22 protein-coding genes are annotated in these 20,075 nt (G+C 54.7%); 13 read left to right on the top strand and 9 right to left on the bottom strand.

The annotated features are described in order from the left end of the window. The first annotated feature begins 1 nt into the window (after position 1). Positions 2–1,123 (top strand): succinylglutamate desuccinylase/aspartoacylase family protein, encoded by a 1,122-nt coding sequence (locus tag ACP7BO_RS02825; protein ID WP_426208511.1) that lies wholly within the window; start codon positions 2–4, stop codon positions 1,121–1,123. A 7-nt stretch (positions 1,124–1,130) separates the two neighbouring features. Beyond that, entirely contained in the window at positions 1,131–1,895 is a 765-nt protein-coding gene (locus tag ACP7BO_RS02820; protein ID WP_060690899.1) for an ABC transporter ATP-binding protein, read from the top strand. A 172-nt stretch (positions 1,896–2,067) separates the two neighbouring features. Here ACP7BO_RS02820 and ACP7BO_RS02815 read toward each other — a convergent pair whose 3' ends face one another. Both ACP7BO_RS02815 and dcd read right to left on the bottom strand, forming a co-directional pair. Continuing rightward, positions 2,068–2,268, bottom strand: a complete 201-nt coding sequence (locus ACP7BO_RS02815) for a hypothetical protein (RefSeq protein ID WP_060690898.1) — start codon at positions 2,266–2,268, stop codon at positions 2,068–2,070. Between the two features lie 94 nt (positions 2,269–2,362). Further along, positions 2,363–2,929, bottom strand: coding sequence for a dCTP deaminase (gene dcd / locus ACP7BO_RS02810; protein ID WP_003443164.1), 567 nt, complete (start codon positions 2,927–2,929; stop codon positions 2,363–2,365). 353 nt (positions 2,930–3,282) lie between these two features. Between dcd and ACP7BO_RS02805 the strand changes: the two genes are divergently transcribed. Beyond that, on the top strand, positions 3,283–3,492 hold the full coding sequence (locus ACP7BO_RS02805) for a cold-shock protein (RefSeq protein WP_002554837.1): 210 nt from the start codon (positions 3,283–3,285) through the stop codon (positions 3,490–3,492). 212 nt (positions 3,493–3,704) lie between these two features. Here ACP7BO_RS02805 and apbC read toward each other — a convergent pair whose 3' ends face one another. Further along, positions 3,705–4,799 (bottom strand): iron-sulfur cluster carrier protein ApbC, encoded by a 1,095-nt coding sequence (apbC, locus tag ACP7BO_RS02800; protein WP_397455868.1) that lies wholly within the window; start codon positions 4,797–4,799, stop codon positions 3,705–3,707. 147 nt (positions 4,800–4,946) lie between these two features. On the opposite strand from apbC, the gene metG reads away from it, so the two are divergent. From metG to ACP7BO_RS02780, 4 genes are all read left to right on the top strand, one after another. Next, positions 4,947–6,998: a methionine--tRNA ligase gene (gene metG / locus ACP7BO_RS02795; protein WP_426208508.1), complete on the top strand. Its 2,052-nt coding sequence runs from the start codon at positions 4,947–4,949 to the stop codon at positions 6,996–6,998. A gap of 65 nt (positions 6,999–7,063) precedes the next feature. After that, a complete protein-coding gene (gene rsxB / locus ACP7BO_RS02790) occupies positions 7,064–8,164 on the top strand; it encodes an electron transport complex subunit RsxB (protein WP_426208506.1) in 1,101 nt (366 codons plus the stop codon). A gap of 51 nt (positions 8,165–8,215) precedes the next feature. Then, positions 8,216–8,854, top strand: coding sequence for an endonuclease III (gene nth, locus ACP7BO_RS02785; protein WP_397455866.1), 639 nt, complete (start codon positions 8,216–8,218; stop codon positions 8,852–8,854). Positions 8,855–8,960: 106 nt separating this feature from the next. Further along, the gene (locus tag ACP7BO_RS02780) at positions 8,961–9,149 is read left to right on the top strand and encodes a PA3496 family putative envelope integrity protein (protein ID WP_397455865.1); all 189 of its coding nucleotides are present in this window, start codon (positions 8,961–8,963) and stop codon (positions 9,147–9,149) included. Positions 9,150–9,235: 86 nt separating this feature from the next. Here ACP7BO_RS02780 and ACP7BO_RS02775 read toward each other — a convergent pair whose 3' ends face one another. The 3 genes from ACP7BO_RS02775 to ACP7BO_RS02765 all read right to left on the bottom strand — a co-directional run bounded on the left by ACP7BO_RS02775 (position 9,236) and on the right by ACP7BO_RS02765 (position 12,570). Beyond that, complete coding sequence (locus tag ACP7BO_RS02775) at positions 9,236–9,862, bottom strand: response regulator transcription factor (protein WP_060690892.1); 627 nt, start codon at positions 9,860–9,862, stop codon at positions 9,236–9,238. Between the two features lie 456 nt (positions 9,863–10,318). Continuing rightward, positions 10,319–11,536, bottom strand: coding sequence for an argininosuccinate synthase (locus ACP7BO_RS02770; RefSeq protein ID WP_060690891.1), 1,218 nt, complete (start codon positions 11,534–11,536; stop codon positions 10,319–10,321). 128 nt (positions 11,537–11,664) lie between these two features. After that, complete coding sequence (locus ACP7BO_RS02765) at positions 11,665–12,570, bottom strand: flagellar protein MotY (RefSeq protein ID WP_426208504.1); 906 nt, start codon at positions 12,568–12,570, stop codon at positions 11,665–11,667. 155 nt (positions 12,571–12,725) lie between these two features. Here ACP7BO_RS02765 and pyrC point away from each other — a divergent pair, with 155 nt between their 5' ends. Both pyrC and rnt read left to right on the top strand, forming a co-directional pair. Continuing rightward, positions 12,726–13,772 (top strand): dihydroorotase, encoded by a 1,047-nt coding sequence (pyrC, locus tag ACP7BO_RS02760; RefSeq protein ID WP_397455863.1) that lies wholly within the window; start codon positions 12,726–12,728, stop codon positions 13,770–13,772. Then, on the top strand, positions 13,769–14,443 hold the full coding sequence (gene rnt / locus ACP7BO_RS02755; protein ID WP_003443180.1) for a ribonuclease T: 675 nt from the start codon (positions 13,769–13,771) through the stop codon (positions 14,441–14,443). The genes pyrC and rnt overlap by 4 nt, the downstream gene beginning before the upstream one ends. A 76-nt stretch (positions 14,444–14,519) precedes the next feature. Here the strand turns inward: rnt and ACP7BO_RS02750 are convergent, their stop codons facing one another. Beyond that, positions 14,520–15,122 carry a peroxiredoxin gene (locus ACP7BO_RS02750; RefSeq protein ID WP_003443181.1) on the bottom strand — a complete coding sequence of 201 codons (603 nt, stop codon included), beginning with the start codon at positions 15,120–15,122 and terminating at the stop codon, positions 14,520–14,522. 278 nt (positions 15,123–15,400) lie between these two features. On the opposite strand from ACP7BO_RS02750, the gene ACP7BO_RS02745 reads away from it, so the two are divergent. Together ACP7BO_RS02745 and bfr are read left to right on the top strand one after the other, a co-directional pair. Next, positions 15,401–15,619: a bacterioferritin-associated ferredoxin gene (locus ACP7BO_RS02745; RefSeq protein ID WP_073508905.1), complete on the top strand. Its 219-nt coding sequence runs from the start codon at positions 15,401–15,403 to the stop codon at positions 15,617–15,619. A 198-nt stretch (positions 15,620–15,817) separates the two neighbouring features. Further along, positions 15,818–16,288, top strand: a complete 471-nt coding sequence (gene bfr / locus ACP7BO_RS02740) for a bacterioferritin (protein ID WP_048378033.1) — start codon at positions 15,818–15,820, stop codon at positions 16,286–16,288. 102 nt (positions 16,289–16,390) lie between these two features. Here the strand turns inward: bfr and grxD are convergent, their stop codons facing one another. Then, a complete protein-coding gene (gene grxD, locus ACP7BO_RS02735) occupies positions 16,391–16,732 on the bottom strand; it encodes a Grx4 family monothiol glutaredoxin (protein ID WP_060690887.1) in 342 nt (113 codons plus the stop codon). A gap of 409 nt (positions 16,733–17,141) precedes the next feature. Between grxD and argF the strand changes: the two genes are divergently transcribed. Next, positions 17,142–18,062: an ornithine carbamoyltransferase gene (argF, locus tag ACP7BO_RS02730; protein WP_397457191.1), complete on the top strand. Its 921-nt coding sequence runs from the start codon at positions 17,142–17,144 to the stop codon at positions 18,060–18,062. Further along, positions 18,059–19,168: an ABC transporter ATP-binding protein gene (locus ACP7BO_RS02725; RefSeq protein ID WP_397455862.1), complete on the top strand. Its 1,110-nt coding sequence runs from the start codon at positions 18,059–18,061 to the stop codon at positions 19,166–19,168. The genes argF and ACP7BO_RS02725 overlap by 4 nt, the downstream gene beginning before the upstream one ends. 83 nt (positions 19,169–19,251) lie before the next feature. Here the strand turns inward: ACP7BO_RS02725 and ybaK are convergent, their stop codons facing one another. After that, positions 19,252–19,722 carry a Cys-tRNA(Pro) deacylase gene (ybaK, locus tag ACP7BO_RS02720; protein ID WP_426208499.1) on the bottom strand — a complete coding sequence of 157 codons (471 nt, stop codon included), beginning with the start codon at positions 19,720–19,722 and terminating at the stop codon, positions 19,252–19,254. Positions 19,723–20,075 lie beyond the last annotated feature (353 nt).

Raw genomic sequence — 20,075 nt, 5'->3', positions numbered from 1 at the left:
CATGCAACGACATCAAATCCATCCCTTGCTGGCACCCGTGCCGGGCACCGAGCGGCATATTCACAGCTTTCACTACGGCCCCTCGAAGCCACAGGGCAAGGTCTACATCCAAGCCTCGCTGCATGCCGACGAGCTGCCCGGCATGCTGGTTGCCTGGCACCTCAAGCAGCGCCTGGCGGCCCTGGAAAGCGAAGGCCGGTTGCGCAGCGAAATTGTGCTGGTGCCAGTGGCCAATCCCGCGGGGCTGGAGCAAGTATTAATGGACATCCCGCTGGGCCGGTATGAACTGGAAAGCGGACAAAATTTCAATCGCCACTTCCTCGATCTCAGTGCACAAATCGGTGATGAGCTCGAGGGTTTGTTAAACCACGATCCCTTGCATAACCGGCAACTGATCCGTGGCCACTTGCGCGAAGCGCTGGCGGCACAAGTGCCGACAACGCAACTGCAGTCGCAACGCCTGACCCTCCAGTCTCTGGCCTGCGACGCGGATATGGTGCTGGACCTGCATTGTGACTTTGAGGCCGTGGCGCACCTGTACACCACACCAGAGGCCTGGCCGCAGGTAGAACCGCTGGCGCGCTATCTCGGGGCACAAGCCAGCCTGCTGGCGACAGATTCAGGCGGGTTGTCATTTGATGAGTGCTTCACGCTGCTGTGGTGGCAATTACAACAACGCTTTGCACATGACTTCGCCATTCCACAGGGCAGTTTTTCCGTCACTGTAGAATTGCGCGGCCAGGGTGATGTCAGCCATGCGCTCGCCGAGCAGGACTGCCAGGCACTGATTGATTATCTGATCGGGTTTGGCGCGATTGAGGGCGAGCCCGGGCCTCTTCCCCCTCTGCCCTACCCCGCAACTCCGCTGGCCGGCGTGGAACCCGTTGCGACGTCTGCGGGAGGAGTCCTGGTGTTTTGTGCAAGCCCCGGAGATTACCTGCAGGCAGGCCAGCTGATTGCCGAGGTCATTGACCCTGTCAGCGACCGTGTGACCCCGGTTTACTGCACCGCAGCAGGCTTGCTCTACGCCCGCTCACTGCGGCGAATGGCAACTGCCGGCATGGTGATCGCCCATGTAGCCGGGCAGCATGCCTATCGTAGCGGCTATCTTCTTTCCCCTTGAGGTCAGCATGTACAAACTTACCGTCGAAGGCCTGCATAAAAGCTATGGCGACAACAAAGTCCTCAGAGGCGTGTCACTCAAGGCTAAAACCGGGGATGTTATCTGCCTGATCGGTGCCAGTGGCTCAGGGAAGAGCACCTTCTTGCGCTGCATCAATTTTCTAGAGACACCCAACGATGGCGCCATGACCCTTGATGGCCAGCTGATTCGCATGGTCAGTGACAAACACGGCATGCGGGTGGCCAGCGAGGACGAGTTGCAGCGCTTGCGCACCCGTTTGGCCATGGTGTTTCAGCACTTCAACCTGTGGAGTCACCTGACGGTGCTGGACAACATCACCCTGGCACCGCGTCGTGTACTGGGGGTCAGTAAAAAAGAGGCTGAAGAGAGTGCTCGGCGCTACCTGGACAAGGTCGGCCTGCCTGCCCGGGTTGCCAGTCAATACCCGGCATTTCTGTCCGGCGGCCAGCAACAGCGGGTGGCTATTGCCCGGGCACTGGCAATGGAACCGGAAGTCATGCTGTTCGACGAACCCACATCGGCGCTGGACCCCGAACTGGTTGGCGAAGTTTTACGGGTAATTCAAGGCCTGGCCGAAGAAGGCCGCACCATGATCATGGTGACCCACGAGATGAACTTCGCCCGCAACGTGGCGAGCCAGGTGATGTTCTTGCATCAAGGCCTGGTAGAGGAACAGGGCACGCCACTGGAGGTACTGGATAATCCAAAAAGCGAGCGCTTGCGCCAATTCCTTAGCGGCAATCTGAAATAGACCATCCCTTTGTGACACCTGTGTCCTCACAGCCACGCACTTTGAGTGCCGTCCCTGGCGAGTGCGTACGCTCACCTGGCCATTGCATGACAAAGGGATACCGCAAGAGAGGTCAATATGGGACCGCTCCGTACGCCTGTATGTCTGAATACAGGCCCGATACGGCCTGAGATCAGGCCACAGGAGCGGGTGGTGGCTCATCCGGAATGGTGGGTACACCAGGCTCGTTAGGGAGCGGGGTATCTTGGTCAGGCTGGCCGGGAATGCCACCTGCATGCACCTGGGGCTGAGCGAGCAGCGACCAGGCCAGCACGCCCACCTGATTAGGCTCAAGACTGGCCAGTTGGGCGCGGATACTCGGATCGATCTTCATAGGGCAACTCCTGAGCGATGATCCGGCTCGCTGGGTGCGTAACCGGAAATACACTCAATAGAGTGTCAATTCGCTCAGGAATTCCCTCAGTTCGTCAGGTGCGAGGCAAGGTTACGCCGCGCTGCCCTTGATACTTGCCGCCACGGTCCTTGTAAGACACTTCACACTCTTCATCTGACTCGAAGAACAGCATCTGCGCCACACCTTCATTGGCGTAGATTTTGGCAGGCAATGTTGTGGTGTTGGAGAACTCCAGCGTGACGTGACCTTCCCACTCGGGCTCTAGCGGCGTCACGTTAACGATGATCCCGCAACGTGCGTAGGTGCTTTTACCCAGGCAGATGGTCAGCACGTTGCGCGGAATACGGAAATATTCAACCGTACGGGCAAGAGCAAAGGAGTTGGGCGGGATGATGCACACATCGCTGGTGACATCGACAAAGCTGCCTTCATCGAAGTTCTTGGGATCAACGGTGGCCGAGTTGATGTTGGTGAACACCTTGAATTCATTCGCGCAACGAACGTCGTAGCCATAGCTCGACACACCGTAGGAAATCAGGCGGTTTTCGCCCTCACCACGCACCTGACGCTCGACGAAAGGTTCGATCATGCCGTGTTCTTGCGCCATGCGGCGAATCCACTTGTCTGGTTTGATGCTCATGGCGGGTGTCCTGAATAGCGAGGTAGAAAAATTCTGTCGGGCATCTTACCGCCCCCCAAGGTCCGGTTCAAAAGGCTGGGGCAAAAATAACGAAAATAGCTGCACAACCCCTGAATACGGGCTGTCAGGACAACCGCCAGTCACGTTTTTAAAGAAACCTTCGCAAAGACCCTTTGCACGTTCGGCAAAAAGGGTTAAGGTGGCGCCACTGTGCTGCTTGTGTCACTGAGAATCTCTACACGATATGTTGAATTTCGATCCAACCATCTCCAAGAATTTTTCCTGCTCTTTGCACTCAGTCTCGGCCAGGGCTTTTCCTGCGTCGCAGTTTTCTTTGTTCAAGGAGTTACACCATGTCTAATCGCCAAACTGGTACCGTTAAGTGGTTCAACGATGAAAAAGGCTTCGGCTTCATCACTCCACAATCCGGTGACGACCTGTTTGTTCACTTCAAAGCAATCCAATCCGACGGCTTCAAAAGCCTGAAAGAAGGCCAACAGGTTTCTTTCATCGCTACCCGCGGTCAGAAAGGCATGCAAGCTGAGGAAGTTCAAGTTATCTAACTTGTACTGATCCAGTAAAAACCCCGCCCTTAAAAGCGGGGTTTTTTTATGCCCGTAATAAAAGCCCCCAGCAACCCCTTGTACCGCCTGGCTTGCCAGCGATACAGGCGATGCGGTTCAAATTCAGACCATGTAGATGTAATCGCTGGCGAGCCAGCTCCCACAGTTACTCAGTGCTTCAGCCAAACTGCATCCCCTGCTGCGGCTAACCGTCAGTCGTCGCTGCTGGTGATCGTAGGCATGGCCTGCGAAGCAGCCTCAGACAAGACTATCCGCGCACCCACATGCCGGGCCAACTCCTGATAGATCAACGCAACGGGGCTATCCGGATCTGCAATCGCGGTTGGTTTGCCATTGTCGGCTTGCTCACGAATGGCCATCGACAGTGGCAGTGACGCCAGTACTTCTACGCCGTATTCAGTGGCCAGCTTCTCACCACCACCTTCGCCGAACAAATGCTCCGCATGGCCGCAGTTCGAGCAAATGTGCACCGCCATGTTTTCCACAACGCCCAATACCGGAATGTTCACCTTACGGAACATCTCGACACCTTTACGCGCATCCAGCAATGCCAGATCCTGCGGAGTGGTCACAATCACCGAACCGGTCACCGGGACTTTTTGTGCCAGAGTCAGCTGAATATCGCCCGTACCAGGCGGCATATCGATGACCAGGTAATCCAGGTCATTCCATGCAGTCTGCGTAACCAGTTGCAGCAATGCGCCCGATACCATTGGACCGCGCCATACCATTGGCGTGTTGTCGTCGGTCAGAAACGCCATCGACATGACTTCAACACCGTGGGCCTCAATCGGCACAAACCACTTTTGATCGCGAATTTTCGGACGGGTACCTTCAGCAATGCCAAACATCACGCCCTGACTCGGGCCATAGATATCCGCATCAAGAATACCGACCCGCGCACCTTCACGCGCCAGCGCCAGCGCCAGGTTGGCGGCTGTAGTCGACTTGCCGACACCACCCTTCCCGGAAGCAACCGCGACAATGTTTTTCACATTGGCCAGGCCAGGGATTTGCGCCTGGGCCTTGTGCGCAGCAATCACACAACTGACATCCACCTTGGCCGAAGACACCCCGTCCATATTGCTGATAGCCATTTGCAGCATTTGCGCCCAGCCGCTCTTGAACAGACCGGCGGCATAACCCAGCTCTAGCTGAACACTCACGTGCTCACCCTGAACTTCAATGCTTCGTACGCACCCGGCAGTGACCGGATCCTGATTCAAATAAGGGTCGGTGTATTGGCGAAGGACAGCCTCCACCGCTGCGCGATTGACTGCGCTCATGGGCAACTCCCGAAAAGACTGAATAAAACAGCCCGCTATCGTACCTACAAAAACACTGTAAACGATCAGATACACGCCGACGGGGTGAAATAAATTGCCCGGCGCTTTATAGTGGCCGACCACCGTCTCATCAAGTAGCCGAGCCCCATGTCCGAGCCACGCAAGATCCTCGTCACCAGCGCCCTGCCCTATGCCAATGGTTCAATTCACCTTGGCCATATGCTTGAGTACATCCAGACCGATATGTGGGTGCGCTTCCAGAAGCATCGCGGCAACCAATGCACTTACGTCTGCGCAGATGACGCCCACGGCTCGGCAATCATGTTGCGTGCCGAGAAAGAAGGCATCACGCCAGAACAACTTATCGCCAACGTCCAGGCTGAACACAGCGCCGACTTTGCCGAGTTCCTCGTCGATTTCGATAATTTCCATTCGACCCACTCCGAAGAGAACCGCGAGCTGTCGAGTGCGATTTACATCAAGTTGCGCGAAGCAGGCCATATCGCCACCCGTTCTATCACCCAGTATTTCGACCCGGAAAAGAAAATGTTCCTGGCCGACCGCTTCATCAAGGGCACTTGCCCTAAATGCGGCACGGATGATCAGTACGGCGATAACTGCGAAAAATGTGGTGCGACTTATGCGCCAACCGACCTGAAGAATCCCAAGTCCGCAATTTCGGGGGCTACCCCGGTACTCAAGGATTCGCAGCACTTCTTCTTCAAACTGCCAGACTTCGACGCCATGCTTAAAAGCTGGACCCGAAGCGGCGCACTGCAAGATGCAGTTGCTAACAAAATCGCCGAATGGCTGGATGCCGGATTGCAGCAGTGGGATATTTCCCGCGACGCACCGTACTTCGGATTCGAAATTCCGGACGAACCTGGCAAGTATTTCTATGTGTGGCTGGATGCGCCAATCGGCTACATGGCCAGCTTCAAGAACCTTTGCGCACGCCGTCCGGAACTGGACTTCGACGCGTACTGGGCCAAGGACTCCACCACCGAGCTGTATCACTTCATCGGCAAGGACATCGTCAACTTTCACGCCCTGTTCTGGCCAGCCATGCTCGAAGGCGCAGGCTATCGCAAACCGACAGCGATCAACGTTCACGGCTACTTGACCGTCAACGGTCAAAAGATGTCCAAGTCCCGCGGCACCTTCATCAAGGCTCGCACCTACCTTGATCACCTGTCACCTGAATACCTGCGCTACTACTATGCATCCAAGCTTGGCCGTGGCGTCGACGACCTTGATCTGAACCTGGAAGACTTCGTACAGAAGGTCAACTCGGATCTGGTCGGCAAAGTCGTGAACATTGCCAGCCGTTGCGCCGGCTTCATTCACAAAGGTAACGCCGGGGTAATGGTCGAGGGCAATGCTGCCCCCGAGCTGACCGATGCGTTCCTGGCTGCTGCACCGAGCATTGCCGAGGCTTATGAAGCCCGCGACTTCGCTCGCGCCATGCGTGAAATCATGGGCCTGGCCGATAGGGCCAATGCCTGGATTGCAGAAAAAGCGCCGTGGGCAATGGCCAAACAGGAAGGCAAGCAGGACGAAGTTCAATCTGTTTGCGCATTGGGCATCAACCTGTTCCGTCAATTGGTGATCTTCCTCAAGCCGGTTCTGCCAGTGCTTGCAGCTGACGCCGAAGCCTTCTTGAACGTTGCACCTCTGACTTGGGCAGATCACAGCACCTTGCTTGCCAATCATCAGTTGAATGCATTCAAACCGCTGATGACGCGCATCGACCCGGTAAAAGTACAAGCCATGAGCGATGCCTCAAAAGAAGACCTGGTGGCCAGCCAGACGGATACCGGTGACGCAGCCCTTCAAGGCAACGGTGAGCTGGTAAAAGAACCGTTGGCAGCCGAAATTGAATTCGATGCCTTTGCTGCCGTGGATCTGCGAGTTGCTCTGATTCTCAAGGCCGAAGCCGTTGAAGGAGCAGATAAACTGCTGCGCCTGACACTGGACATCGGTGATGAGCAACGCAATGTGTTCTCCGGAATCAAAAGCGCTTATCCGAACCCGGCTGAACTTGAAGGTCGCCTGACCATGATGATTGCCAACCTGAAGCCACGAAAAATGCGCTTCGGAATCTCTGAAGGCATGGTGATGGCTGCGGGCCCTGGCGGTGAAGAAATTTACCTGCTGAGCCCGGACAGCGGCGCCAAGCCAGGTCAGCGCATCAAGTAACACACCTCCCCCATCCACTAACGGCCAACTAGCCGTTAGTGGATATTGATCTGTAGCCGCCCTCCTTGTCTTCTCGGATAATCAGCGCCGCTCGTAAAACCGCCTCACACCTATTATTCACTGCGCATGATGAGTGTCGCCCGGGTGCGGCCCGCCGTCGCTGGACTGATAACACCATGAGCCTGACTCAACGTATTGATGCATTATTGCCACAAACCCAATGCGGAAAATGCGGCCATCCCGGCTGTAAACCCTATGCGCAAGGCATTGCCCAGGGCGAGGCCATCAATAAATGTCCGCCCGGCGGGACCGAAACCATAGCCGCACTGGCCGACTTGCTTGGTATTGCTGTAGTGGCGCTCGACACTGGGCGTGGTACAGCCCCGGCCCAAGTAGCCTACATTCGCGAAGCTGAGTGCATCGGCTGCACAAAGTGCATCCAGGCCTGCCCCGTCGACGCGATCCTCGGCGCAGCCAAGCTGATGCACACTGTAATCATTGATGAATGCACCGGTTGCGACCTCTGTGTGGCACCCTGCCCCGTCGACTGCATCGAGATGCGTCCACTGCCCACCAATATAATCCCGATTGTTGGCGGACTTGCCCGCGAAGCTGAGCAATACAAGGCTCGCCATCTGAAGCGCGAGCATGCACGTAGCCGCTATGAACGACGTGCCGAACGCCTGCGCCGTGAGGAGCAACACAAACAGGCAGAACGCCTGGCACGCGCCCAACGCCCACCTGCAGTCGCCCCCCTCCGTCAACTCAAAGGGCAAACAAACGCCCCATCCAGTTTCGACGAGATGGCGCTGAAAAAAGCCAAAGTCACACTGGCAATGGCACGCGCCCAGTTAAACAAATCGCTTAAAGCCTTTGGTCATCCTCCAACGGCACAGCAGCAATCGCAGTTGGTCATTCTTCAACAACAGTTTGAAGCAGCTGAACAGGCACTCGCCCAAATGGAGCCGGGCCCTGAATCCTCCGCCAGCGCGCCTGTTATAAATAACGCAGAGCTTAAACGTGCAAAAATTCAGCTCGCCATGCGCCGGGCTGAACTTAAAAAAGCTATCACCGAAGAACAACACGGTGCACAACTGGCGCTTTTAAATGACGCGGTTTCACAGGCAGAATTGGCAGTCAGTACCTTGGAAGAACCCAAAGCCTGATAAATTTTAGCCATGAGATAACGGATCGCCCTCCAGGAATTGTTTTTACCCATGAACGCCGCAAAGCGCCTTGAAATATTTCGTCGGTTTCACGAAGACAATCCCGAGCCTAAAACCGAACTGGCCTACACATCACCCTTCGAATTATTGATTGCCGTGATTTTGTCCGCGCAAGCCACTGATGTGAGCGTGAACAAGGCAATGGCCAAGTTGTTCCCGGTCGCGAATACGCCAGAAGCCATCTACGCTCTGGGAGTGGAAGGGCTTTCGCAGTACATCAAGACCATTGGCCTGTATAACAGCAAGGCCAAGAACGTGATCGAAACCTGTCGCTTGCTGATTGAACGGCATGCCGGTCAGGTGCCACAAACCCGAGAAGAGCTTGAAGCCCTTCCCGGGGTAGGTCGTAAAACCGCAAACGTTGTGCTCAACACCGCCTTCAGACAGCTGACCATGGCCGTAGATACCCATATATTCAGGGTCAGTAACCGAACCGGCATTGCACCAGGCAAAAATGTGGTTGAGGTCGAAAAGCAATTAATGAAATTCGTGCCCAAGCCTTACCTGCTGGATGCCCATCACTGGCTCATCCTGCATGGTCGTTACGTTTGCCAGGCGCGCAAGCCGCGCTGCGGGAGCTGCCGCATAGAAGACCTGTGCGAATTCAAGGAAAAGACCTCTGACGATTGAGTGATAGAGCGTTTATGTACTGATCGATTGAGAAAATCTTTTTTACCCGCGCAGCGATTATCGCTATAAGGGGCGCCATTGAACGTCTTAGCCTGGAGTGAACTGAATGAGCACTGGCAAAGAACAACTGGATGTGGAAGTAGAAGAAGATTTTCCTGTCTCAGATAAGGACGAGATCGCTGAGCCTGTAGTCGAGGTCGCTAAAACCAATTTGGCCAAGCGCAGGACGATTGATGCGCTTCTGGCAGATAAAAGGCTGCAAAAGGAGCTGGAAGATTATCCATACGATCTTTAAATTTTAAGCTTGCGACATCAAAAGCCTCCATTAGCGGAGGCTTTTTGTTTTCAGGGGCTGTCGAAGATCAGCGAATCACGTGTATTTCACTCCAGACCATTACGCTGGGCCAGCTCAATGAGATCAACCAGTGATCGGGCATTGAGCTTCAATAAAAGACGTGTTTTGTATGTACTCACCGTCTTGTTACTGAGAAATATGCCATCCGCTATTTCCTTGTTGCTCTTACCACGCGCCAGTTGCTGCAGCACCATCATTTCTCGCCCCGAAAGGCGATTGACCATCTCGGCTTCGCTGGCATTTCCCAAGTTGGAACGCACAGCGTGCAAAGCTTGATTGGGGAAATAGCTGTACCCTGAAAGCACGGCCCTGATAGCGCTCAGCAGTTCGGTCAAATCCTGCTGTTTGCAGACATAACCTGCTGCTCCCGCCTGCATGCAGCGCATGGAGAAATGGCCCGGGGTTTGCGAGGTCAATACCAGTATTTTCATCGGCGCATCAGGTGTTGACAAACGGGTGATGACTTCAAGCCCGTCAAGCTTGGGAATCCCGATATCCAAAATTACAATGTCAGGCGTATGTTCCCGAGCAAGTTGCAATGCATCTACTCCATTATCCGTCTCTGCTATGACCTCGTAGCCATGTCGTTCCATAAGCATACGTACAGCAAGACGAACCACAGGGTGATCATCCACGATCAGCACTTTATTCATGGGTAATTCCATTTTCCACTGTTCTAATTTTTAGAGGCCGCACAATAGCCTAGTTGTCCAGCCCTGGGGATAGCATCTAACCCTCCAACAACAATTAAAGAAATATCCTACAAAAAATAAAGAGTTATCCTAAAAACGTTTCTAAACATTAAACACTTGTTACATCCTTTCGCTACATGACTGCTTTTACCAGGTATACAGCCCAATCCGTAGTGAACGCCCATCCAATAATACTTATGCTCATAACCGGCATTTAAAATGGCGACAAGATTATGCGCCACTTCAACAACGGCAACTCTCGAAGGCATATGCCTGGATCTCTAGTGGATAAAACCTCCACGGTTAATTCAGACACTTGAGGATGGGGTTAATGAGATCCGATACATCCGCCATGACGTGGCAGACGGACAAAAAAAAGCCCGACCTGCGGGTCGGGCTTTTCTATCTGCAGGTATATCAGAACAGCTTACGACCCTTGTTCGCGGCAATACGCATGCGCAAGGCGTTCAGCTTGATGAATCCGGCAGCATCAGCCTGATTGTAAGCACCGCCATCTTCTTCGAATGTCGCAATATTTGCATCAAACAACGATTCGTCAGATTTGCGACCAGTAACAATCACGTTGCCTTTGTATAGCTTGAGGCGAACGACACCGTTCACATGAGCCTGGGAAGCATCAATCATTTGTTGCAGCATGATGCGCTCTGGGCTCCACCAGTAGCCGGTGTAGATCAGGCTGGCGTACTTGGGCATCAACTCGTCTTTCAGGTGAGCAACTTCACGATCCAGGGTAATCGACTCAATGGCACGGTGAGCCCGCAGCATAATGGTGCCGCCTGGTGTTTCGTAGCAGCCACGGGACTTCATGCCGACATAACGGTTCTCAACGATGTCGAGACGGCCAATACCATGCTGGCCACCAATGCGGTTCAAGGTCGCCAGTACAGTCGCCGGCGTCATTTCAACGCCGTCCAGCGCAACGATATCGCCGTTGCGGTAGGTCAGTTCCAGATACTGCGCAGTGTCAGGCGCGTTCTCCGGAGAGACGGTCCAACGCCACATGTCTTCTTCGTGCTCGGTCCAGGTGTCTTCCAGCACGCCGCCCTCGTAAGAGATGTGCAGCAAGTTGGCGTCCATCGAGTACGGGGATTTTTTCTTGCCGTGACGCTCGATCGGAATGGAATGCTTCTCTGCATAATCCATCAGCTTTTCACGCGAGAGCAAATCCCACTCACGCCATGGGGCAATCACCTTGACGCCTGGTTTCAGTGCGTAGGCACCCAGTTCAAAACGAACCTGGTCGTTACCTTTGCCCGTCGCGCCATGGGAGATGGCATCGGCACCGGTTTCGTTGGCGATTTCGATCAGACGCTTGGCAATCAACGGACGTGCGATGGAAGTACCCAGCAGGTACTCGCCTTCATAAACGGTGTTGGCACGGAACATCGGGAACACGAAGTCTCGAACAAATTCTTCGCGCAGGTCATCGATATAGATTTCCTTGACGCCCATGGCTTGCGCCTTGGCGCGTGCAGGCTCGACCTCTTCACCCTGCCCCAGATCGGCGGTAAAGGTTACGACTTCACAGTTATAAGTATCCTGCAGCCACTTGAGGATCACCGAAGTGTCCAGGCCGCCCGAATAAGCCAGAACGACCTTGTTTACGTCCGCCATGCCATCACTCCACGGGTTGTTCGAAAAGCCGAACAGTCTACCGCCCAAGTGCATAAATTTACAGAGGCGCGACACGTTATGACGACAAGGCGACAGTAAGTTTCAACAAGGCGACCAATGGTTGCAACTCAGGACACTGTCCCCGAGCTCTTCGCAGGCGCAGGAGGAGCCGTTCTTTCAGGCTCGGGCACGCGCTCCAGACGTACGCTGACGCGACGGTTTTTAGCGCGGTTGGCAGCACTGTTGTTAGGTGCCAGGGGGTATTGCTCACCATGGAAGCGCAGTGTCATCTGCGACTCCTGCAGGCCGTTCTCCTTGAAGTAACTCATCACAGCCATGGCGCGGCGCCGTGACAGCTCGCGATTGGTCAAACGATTGCCGCTATTGTCAGAATACCCCTCAAGGATGAGGTGATTGACTGTAGGGTCTGCTTTTAGATAGTCGAGCATGACTTGCAAGGTGAACCGGGCCTTGATGTCCAGCTCGATCCCACCACCAGGAAACCCGATCTGACTTTGACGTACCTGTTCAAAGTTTTTGGCCAATAGCTTTGTAGTACAGGCTTCGTAATCGCTGTAGGCCTGGCGAAATTTGACCGGCAATAAACGTACCTCCGACAAACCGCCCGTAGGTGAGTAATGCCTCACCAGCGGGCTGCGTCCCTCCAGCAACCCACGAAACAAGCGCCCTGCCTGAGCCTGCGAACTATTAAAGAGTACTTGCCCACGCCCTATGCGTACCGTGCCCAGATCAATGTCACCCCGCCCCGGCTGCCATGGCGCAGCTGCGGCCAGCAAAGTAGCAGCCCCCTCGCCCAGCACTGAGTTGTAGGCATTGAGGCGAAAAACAGCTTGTTCTCCCGCACGACGTACGAAAGCTCCAGAACCGAAATCGGTAATCGGTTGAATCAGGCGGCATTCGAATTTATCGCCTTCGACTTTCCACTCAATGTTCTCCAGTCGAGTCTGAAAAGTCATGGCCATGGCAGGCAGGCTGGCAAACATGCCAAACAGGATGAGATAACACTGGCGCACCGCAGCCTCCACAGGCTTGTACCGCAAAAAAACAGTCCGTCGGTTTACCGCAGACCTTACGTATATCGGTTAGCCACCACAAAACTTGATAGCGAGTGCCTGAGAGAGTCTTTTCCGGTAGCATTCGCATCAGTTTGACCCGCCTGGAATCCCCAATGTCTGACCGCCTGACCCTGCTGCGTCCCGACGACTGGCATATACATCTTCGCGATGGTGCTGTGTTACCCCACACTGTCGCAGATGTTGCGCGCACTTTTGGCCGCGCCATCATCATGCCAAACCTGGTACCTCCGGTGCGTAATGCTGCCGAAGCCGATGCCTACCGACAGCGCATCTTGGCTGCTCGCCCGGCTGGTAGCCGTTTTGAGCCGTTGATGGTGCTTTACCTCACTGACCGAACACAGCCGCAAGACATTCGCACTGCCAAGGCCTGTGGTTTTGTGCACGCCGCCAAGCTGTACCCGGCTGGCGCCACGACCAACTCCGATTCTGGCGTAACCAGCATCGACGCGATCTTCCCCGTCCTTGAAGTCATGGCCGAGGTCGGCATGCCATTGCTGATACACGGCGAAGTCACCCGCGCCAATGTGGATGTGTTTGACCGCGAAAAAATCTTTATCGACGAGCACATGCGCCGTGTTGTTGATCGCTTCCCGACTTTGAAAGTCGTGTTCGAGCACATCACAACCGCTGATGCAGTGCAGTTCGTCAATGAAGCTTCGGCAAACGTAGGTGCAACCATTACGGCTCACCACCTGCTGTACAACCGTAACCACATGCTGGTTGGCGGTATTCGCCCGCACTTCTATTGCCTGCCGATCCTCAAGCGCAACACTCATCAGGAAGCCCTGCTGGATGCGGCCACGAGCGGCAGCGAGAAGTTCTTCCTGGGCACCGACTCGGCGCCGCATGCCCAGCATGCCAAAGAAGCAGCGTGTGGATGTGCCGGTTGCTATACGGCCTATGCGGCCATCGAGATGTATGCCGAAGCATTTGAACAACGCAATGCCCTAGACAAACTGGAAGCTTTTGCCAGCTTGAATGGCCCGCGCTTTTACGGCCTGGCCCCCAGTACCGAAAAAATCACCCTGGTTCGCCAGGAGTGGACTGCCCCAACCAGCCTGCCATTCGGCGAGTTGACCGTAATTCCGCTGCGCGCCGGTGAAAAACTGCGCTGGCGCCTGCTGGAGGAACAGCTGTGAGCGACGACCATTATGATGACGAACACGAAGGCGGTCATGGCGGCGGCTCACGCCACCCGATGGCTGAGCGTTTTCGCGGCTATCTGCCGGTCGTAATCGATGTTGAGACTGGCGGCTTCAACAGCGCCACTGATGCCTTGCTGGAAATTGCAGCAGTCACCATCGGCATGGATGAAAGAGGTTTTGTGTACCCGGAGCACACCTATTTCCACCGTGTCGAGCCGTTCGAAGGCGCCAACATCGAAGCCGCAGCCCTGGAATTTACCGGCATCAAGCTTGATCACCCGCTGCGCATGGCGGTAAGCGAAGAAACAGCCCTGACCGACATTTTCCGTGGCGTGCGTAAAGCCCTGAAAGCCAATGGCTGCAAACGCGCCATTCTGGTAGGTCACAACAGCAGCTTCGACCTGGGCTTCCTTAACGCAGCTGTCGCGCGCCTGGACATGAAACGTAACCCGTTTCACCCGTTCTCCAGCTTTGACACCGCAACCTTGGCCGGCTTGGCATACGGCCAGACTGTATTGGCCAAAGCCTGTCAAACAGCCGATATCGATTTTGACGGCCGTGAAGCACACTCAGCACGCTATGACACCGAAAAGACCGCTGAACTGTTTTGCGGCATCGTTAACCGCTGGAAACAAATGGGCGGTTGGAAAGACTTCAACGACTGATACTGTCGTTATGGCTTGCATCACGCCATAAAAAAACCGGACATTGAGTCCGGTTTTTTTATGCCTGAACTAACCGTTACAGCTGGTCAGCGTTCTCAGTCAGGTAAGCAGCAACGCCGGCAGTCGAAGCCGTCATGCCTTTATCGCCTTTCTTCCAGTTGGCCGGGCAAACTTCGCCGTGCTCTTCGTGGAATTGCAGGGCGTCAACCAGACGCAGCAGTTCGTCCATGTTACGACCCAGTGGCAGGTCGTTCACGATCTGGGAGCGAACAACGCCTTTGTCATCGATCAGGAATGCGCCACGCAGAGCAACGCCGCCTTCGGTTTCAACGTCATAAGCCTTGCAGATTGCGTGATTGATGTCGGCAGCCATGGTGTATTTCACCTGACCGATGCCGCCATTGTTCACTGGAGTGTTGCGCCATGCGTTGTGAGTGAAATGAGAGTCGATAGACACTGCAACCACTTCAACGTTACGAGCCTGGAACTCAGGAATGCGGTGGTCCAGAGCAATCAGCTCGGACGGGCAAACGAAAGTGAAGTCCAGCGGGTAGAAGAACACCAGGCCATATTTGCCTTTGATGGCAGTGGACAGCGAGAAGCTGTCAACGATTTCGCCATTGCCGAGTACGGCTGCGACGGTGAAGTCAGGGGCTTGTTTGCCTACGAGTACGCTCATTGGATATCTCCTGGTGTGCAACGTGAAGAACGGGCTCCGGTCTGGCTGCTATTGCAAAAATCAGCCTTGGACCAGCTCCCGCGTAAAAAGACCGGCCATCATACACCGCTCGTCCGGACCGGCCTTAACCCTTTTTAATGACCGGGAAACTGTCGACTCATACCGTTCGTCACTGGAGTGGCATCGAGGCCTGATTGAGACTCAAGGTACTTTGACAATCATTCTCGTTAACATTAAGATCCCTCGCATTGAATCCCAACCAGCGATGGTTCTTATTTATGTACGTTTGCCTTTGCACTGGCGTTACCGATGGGAAAATCCGCGACGCAATCTATGACGGTTGCTGCAGCTACCGTGAAGTGCGTGAAGCGACCGGCGTCGCAAGCCAATGCGGCAAATGTGCTTGTTTAGCCAAGCAAGTGGTTCGTGAAACCCTCTCCTCGCTGCAAGCCAGCCAGGCAGTAATGAGTTACCCGGCGGAATTTTCCGTCGCCTGATGACCGAATTTTAAAGAGCCGGACTTAATGTCCGGTTTTTTTATGCCCAAAATTCAAGCGCTTAGCACCAAGACGCGGAACTCAAACATTCTTATTCCGATTAATTTTCATTTATTATTCAAACACTTAGGTTTGACAGTCTTTAGTACGCGGATCAAACTCTGCCTTATATACGGTTACTTAAGGCAGGCCCTAGCCATGAAAGGCGATATTTCAGTCATCCAGCACCTCAACAAAATTCTCGGCAACGAGCTGGTCGCTATCAACCAATACTTCCTGCATGCACGCATGTATCAGGACTGGGGCTTGGAAAAGTTGGGGGCACACGAGTACCACGAGTCCATCGACGAGATGAAACACGCGGACAAGCTGATCAAGCGCATCCTGTTCCTTGAAGGCCTGCCAAACGTGCAGGACCTGGGCAAGCTGCACATCGGCGAACACACCAAAGAAATGCTGGAGTGCGACCTGCGCATTGAGAAGACCGGCCACGCCGACCTCAAGGCAGCAATCGCGCACTGCGAAGTTGTAGGTGACTTTGGTAGCCGTGAACTTCTGGAAGATATTCTTGAATCTGAAGAAGAACATATCGACTGGCTGGAAACACAGTTAGGCCTGATCGATAAAGTCGGTATTGAGAATTACCTGCAGTCGCAAATGGGTGAGTAACTAACACCCTGAAGCGCCATAAAAAAGCCCCGCCCTGTTTAATCAGGAGCGGGGCCTTTTATGCGTGGTCACTTAATTAAACAGTGAACACGGCGACTGTCATTACGCTTCAGTCTTGGTCGCGGCAGCTTTTTCTACAGCCGCTTTGATCGTCGACTGCAAAGAACCATCTGCTGCCATCTCGGTCATGATGTCGCTACCACCGATCAACTCACCACCTACCCACAGCTGGGGAAAGGTTGGCCAGTTAGCGTATTTCGGCAGGTTGGCGCGGATTTCAGGATTCTGAAGGATGTCCACGTAAGCGAACTTCTCACCACAGGCCATCACAGCTTGCGCAGCTTTAGCCGAAAAGCCGCACTGCGGGGCATTCGGGGAGCCTTTCATGTAGAGCAGAATGGTGTTGTTGGCAATCTGTTCTTTAATAGTTTCGATGATATCCATGGAGCACCTCGGCTGAACTTTCCGACTCAGTTGTCGGCACGGTGGCGCATTGTAGCGGAAAGCCGAGCACGACGCTCGGTCTCCCCGACAGACAATGGTCTCAATTCCTGCCTGCAGAGCAGCGGCTACAAGGCCCACAATTGCCAAGCAGCGTGAGGGCAGTGTACAAATGGTCAGCTGAGGTGAGGCAAACCACTCAATGGTGGTTCCAGCCTGGTGCTCATACAGCGCAAGTCTCGCTCGAACCTCTAAAAATATGCCCCTTATTGGCAAGACGCGACATTTCCTTATAAGATCGCGCCTTCCCCTATTTCCGTCGCCCCGTGCGGCTTACGCCGCAGGTCTCGCCCGTTTTTCCGAAAAACCTGGCTTTGAGCATCTGCGATCGTTGCAAAAAAGGTAGTTAATGATGAGCGCAAGGCACTTTCTCTCCCTGATGGATTGCACGCCCGAAGAACTACTCAGCGTGATTCGTCGCGGTATCGAGCTCAAGGACCTGCGCGAGCGCGGCGTACTCTTCGAACCCCTGAAAAACCGCGTACTGGGCATGATTTTCGAAAAATCATCGACCCGCACCCGACTGTCTTTTGAAGCCGGCATGATTCAGCTCGGTGGCCAGGCCATCTTCCTGTCGCCACGCGACACCCAGCTGGGCCGTGGCGAGCCGATTGGCGACTGTGCCATTGTCATGTCGCGCATGCTCGACGCGGTCATGATCCGCACCTTCGCCCACAGCACCCTGACCGAGTTCGCAGCCAACTCCCGGGTACCTGTCATCAATGGCCTCTCGGACGATCTGCACCCGTGCCAACTGCTGGCCGACATGCAGACCTACCTTGAGCATCGCGGCTCGATCAAAGGCAAAACCGTGGCCTGGATCGGCGATGGCAACAACATGTGCAACAGCTATATAGAAGCGGCAATCCAGTTCGACTTCCAGCTACGTGTTGCCTGCCCTGAAGGGTATGAACCCAACCCCGAATTCGTAGCCCTGGCCGGTGACCGCGTAACCATCGTTCGCGACCCTCGTGAAGCCGTAACCGGCGCCCATCTGGTGAGCACTGATGTCTGGACCTCAATGGGCCAGGAAGAAGAAACCGCCAAGCGCTTAAAACTCTTTGCGCCATTCCAGGTAAACCGTGCCCTGCTCGACCTGGCCGCCGAAGACGTGCTGTTCATGCATTGCCTGCCCGCACACCGCGGAGAAGAAATCAGCCTCGACTTGCTGGACGACAAGCGCTCGGTCGCTTGGGACCAGGCCGAGAACCGCCTGCACGCGCAGAAAGCATTGCTCGAATTCCTCGTTCAACCGGCGTACCAACCCGTATGAGCCAGCCGCTATTGCTAAACCTGCGTGATCTGGCCTGTGGATACCAAGGCCAGAGCGTCGTGCAAAACCTCAATCTGCACCTCAATGCAGGCGATATTGGCTGCCTGCTTGGCTCCTCCGGGTGCGGAAAAACCACCACGCTGCGCGCCATTGCCGGTTTTGAGCCCGTACATCAGGGCGAAATCCAGCTGGCCGGCGAAGTCATCTCCAGCGCAGGGTTCACACTTGCACCCGAGAAGCGTCGCATCGGTATGGTGTTTCAGGACTACGCACTTTTTCCGCACCTGAGCGTGGCCGATAACATCGCGTTCGGCATCCGCAAACACCCTGACAAAGACCGCGTAACCCAAGAGCTGCTTGAACTGGTCAACCTCAGGAACCTTGGCAAACGCTTCCCCCACGAGCTTTCCGGCGGCCAGCAGCAACGAGTTGCTCTGGCCCGTGCACTGGCACCCGAACCGCAGCTGCTGCTACTGGACGAGCCTTTCTCCAACCTGGATGGCGAACTACGGCGCAAACTCAGCCATGAAGTGCGCGATATCTTGAAAGCCCGAGGCACCAGCGCAATTCTGGTAACACATGACCAGGAAGAAGCCTTCGCTGTCAGCGACCATGTCGGGGTTTTCAAGGAAGGTCGCCTGGAGCAGTGGGACACACCCTACAACCTGTACCACGAGCCTCTGACGCCGTTTGTGGCGAGTTTTATTGGCCAGGGGTACTTCATTCGCGGCCAGCTATTGAGCCCTGAGTCAGTGCAAACCGAGTTAGGTGTACTGCGCGGCAATCGAGCCTACACCTGGCCTACCGGTGGTGCTGTGGATGTGTTGTTGCGCCCGGACGATATCGTTTACGCCCCGGACAGCGAATTGAAAGCGAAAATTATTGGCAAAACCTTCCTCGGTGCCTCGACCCTGTATCGCCTGCAACTGCCCACTGGCAGCCAGCTGGAATCGATTTTCCCGAGCCACGCCGACCACTTGCCAGGGGCTGAAGTCGGCATTCGCGTTGCTGCTGAACATCTGGTGATGTTCCAAACCAGCGGCAGCACGGCAGCGCAAATTCAACACACTGAATCTGGGGTAAGACGCTTCAGCACAACTGACTGAGCTGCGGCTGCTAATTTCTGGACGGCAAAAACCTGTAGGAGCGAGCTCGCTCCTACAGGGTCGGTTTTTTTGAACGAAACACCTCAAACCCGCCCCACAGGCGCAAAAATCGCCTGCGTATGCTCTGCCAGCACTGCAGGCGCCAGCTCGACTTCCAGCCCGCGTCGACCGGCGCTGACAAATATCGTCGCAAAACCCTGTGCACTTTGATCAATAAAGGTACGCAGACGCTTTTTCTGGCCCAGCGGGCTAATCCCACCCAGCAGATACCCCGTCGAACGCTGTGCTGCCACCGGGTCAGCCATTTCGACTTTCTTGACGCCGGCCGCCTGCGCCAGGGCTTTTAAATCAAGACTTCCGACGACCGGTACAACTGCGACTAACAACTCACCTTTTTCACTGCTGACCAACAATGTCTTGAACACCTGTGCCGGGGCAAGACCGAGCTTTTCTGCGGCCTCCAACCCGTAGGAAGCAGCCTTGGGGTCGTGTTCATAGCTGTGCACCCGATGTTCGGCGCGAACTTTTTTCAGCAGGTCCAGTGCAGGCGTCATAAGAGCTCCAGTCGGGAATCGGACAAAGTGAATCAGGGCCGAATTTTAGGCTATTGAGCGACAAAAAGGCGCTGGAACGGGCCTCTTGGCCCCCTCTGAAGCTGAAACGGTACGCTCTTGCCTACCAATTTGTGCTCTTTGCTTACATAAAAACAAGTACCAAACCGGCAGTAAAAAGTCAGAATATGAATCACCGTTCACTTTCGACCTTTGACAGCAGTGTTTCTTGTCTATATTTTTTCGAATATGAATATGCTCGGCTTTTACACATAATCCATTACTAACCCATGAAAAGCCGGATCAATGCTTTCCGGTTTTAGTGCAGCTTCTACAGCCCCCCAGACCGACAACGT

The sequence above is a fragment of the Pseudomonas sp. TWR2-1-1 genome, from assembly GCF_049897045.1.
GTDB classification, from domain to species: Bacteria; Pseudomonadota; Gammaproteobacteria; order Pseudomonadales; family Pseudomonadaceae; genus Aquipseudomonas; species Aquipseudomonas versuta.
This window is presented reverse-complemented; position numbering and strand designations above follow the sequence as displayed.

Coding starts and splice junctions, on each gene's coding strand:
- ACP7BO_RS02825 (WP_426208511.1), top strand. CDS start 2: ATGCAACGACATCAAATCCATCCCTTGCTGGCACCCGTGCCGGGCACC.
- ACP7BO_RS02820 (WP_060690899.1), top strand. CDS start 1,131: ATGTACAAACTTACCGTCGAAGGCCTGCATAAAAGCTATGGCGACAAC.
- ACP7BO_RS02815 (WP_060690898.1), bottom strand. CDS start 2,268: ATGAAGATCGATCCGAGTATCCGCGCCCAACTGGCCAGTCTTGAGCCT.
- dcd (WP_003443164.1), bottom strand. CDS start 2,929: ATGAGCATCAAACCAGACAAGTGGATTCGCCGCATGGCGCAAGAACAC.
- ACP7BO_RS02805 (WP_002554837.1), top strand. CDS start 3,283: ATGTCTAATCGCCAAACTGGTACCGTTAAGTGGTTCAACGATGAAAAA.
- apbC (WP_397455868.1), bottom strand. CDS start 4,799: ATGAGCGCAGTCAATCGCGCAGCGGTGGAGGCTGTCCTTCGCCAATAC.
- metG (WP_426208508.1), top strand. CDS start 4,947: ATGTCCGAGCCACGCAAGATCCTCGTCACCAGCGCCCTGCCCTATGCC.
- nth (WP_397455866.1), top strand. CDS start 8,216: ATGAACGCCGCAAAGCGCCTTGAAATATTTCGTCGGTTTCACGAAGAC.
- ACP7BO_RS02780 (WP_397455865.1), top strand. CDS start 8,961: ATGAGCACTGGCAAAGAACAACTGGATGTGGAAGTAGAAGAAGATTTT.
- ACP7BO_RS02775 (WP_060690892.1), bottom strand. CDS start 9,862: ATGAATAAAGTGCTGATCGTGGATGATCACCCTGTGGTTCGTCTTGCT.
- ACP7BO_RS02770 (WP_060690891.1), bottom strand. CDS start 11,536: ATGGCGGACGTAAACAAGGTCGTTCTGGCTTATTCGGGCGGCCTGGAC.
- pyrC (WP_397455863.1), top strand. CDS start 12,726: ATGTCTGACCGCCTGACCCTGCTGCGTCCCGACGACTGGCATATACAT.
- ACP7BO_RS02750 (WP_003443181.1), bottom strand. CDS start 15,122: ATGAGCGTACTCGTAGGCAAACAAGCCCCTGACTTCACCGTCGCAGCC.
- ACP7BO_RS02745 (WP_073508905.1), top strand. CDS start 15,401: ATGTACGTTTGCCTTTGCACTGGCGTTACCGATGGGAAAATCCGCGAC.
- bfr (WP_048378033.1), top strand. CDS start 15,818: ATGAAAGGCGATATTTCAGTCATCCAGCACCTCAACAAAATTCTCGGC.
- grxD (WP_060690887.1), bottom strand. CDS start 16,732: ATGGATATCATCGAAACTATTAAAGAACAGATTGCCAACAACACCATT.
- argF (WP_397457191.1), top strand. CDS start 17,142: ATGAGCGCAAGGCACTTTCTCTCCCTGATGGATTGCACGCCCGAAGAA.
- ACP7BO_RS02725 (WP_397455862.1), top strand. CDS start 18,059: ATGAGCCAGCCGCTATTGCTAAACCTGCGTGATCTGGCCTGTGGATAC.
- ybaK (WP_426208499.1), bottom strand. CDS start 19,722: ATGACGCCTGCACTGGACCTGCTGAAAAAAGTTCGCGCCGAACATCGG.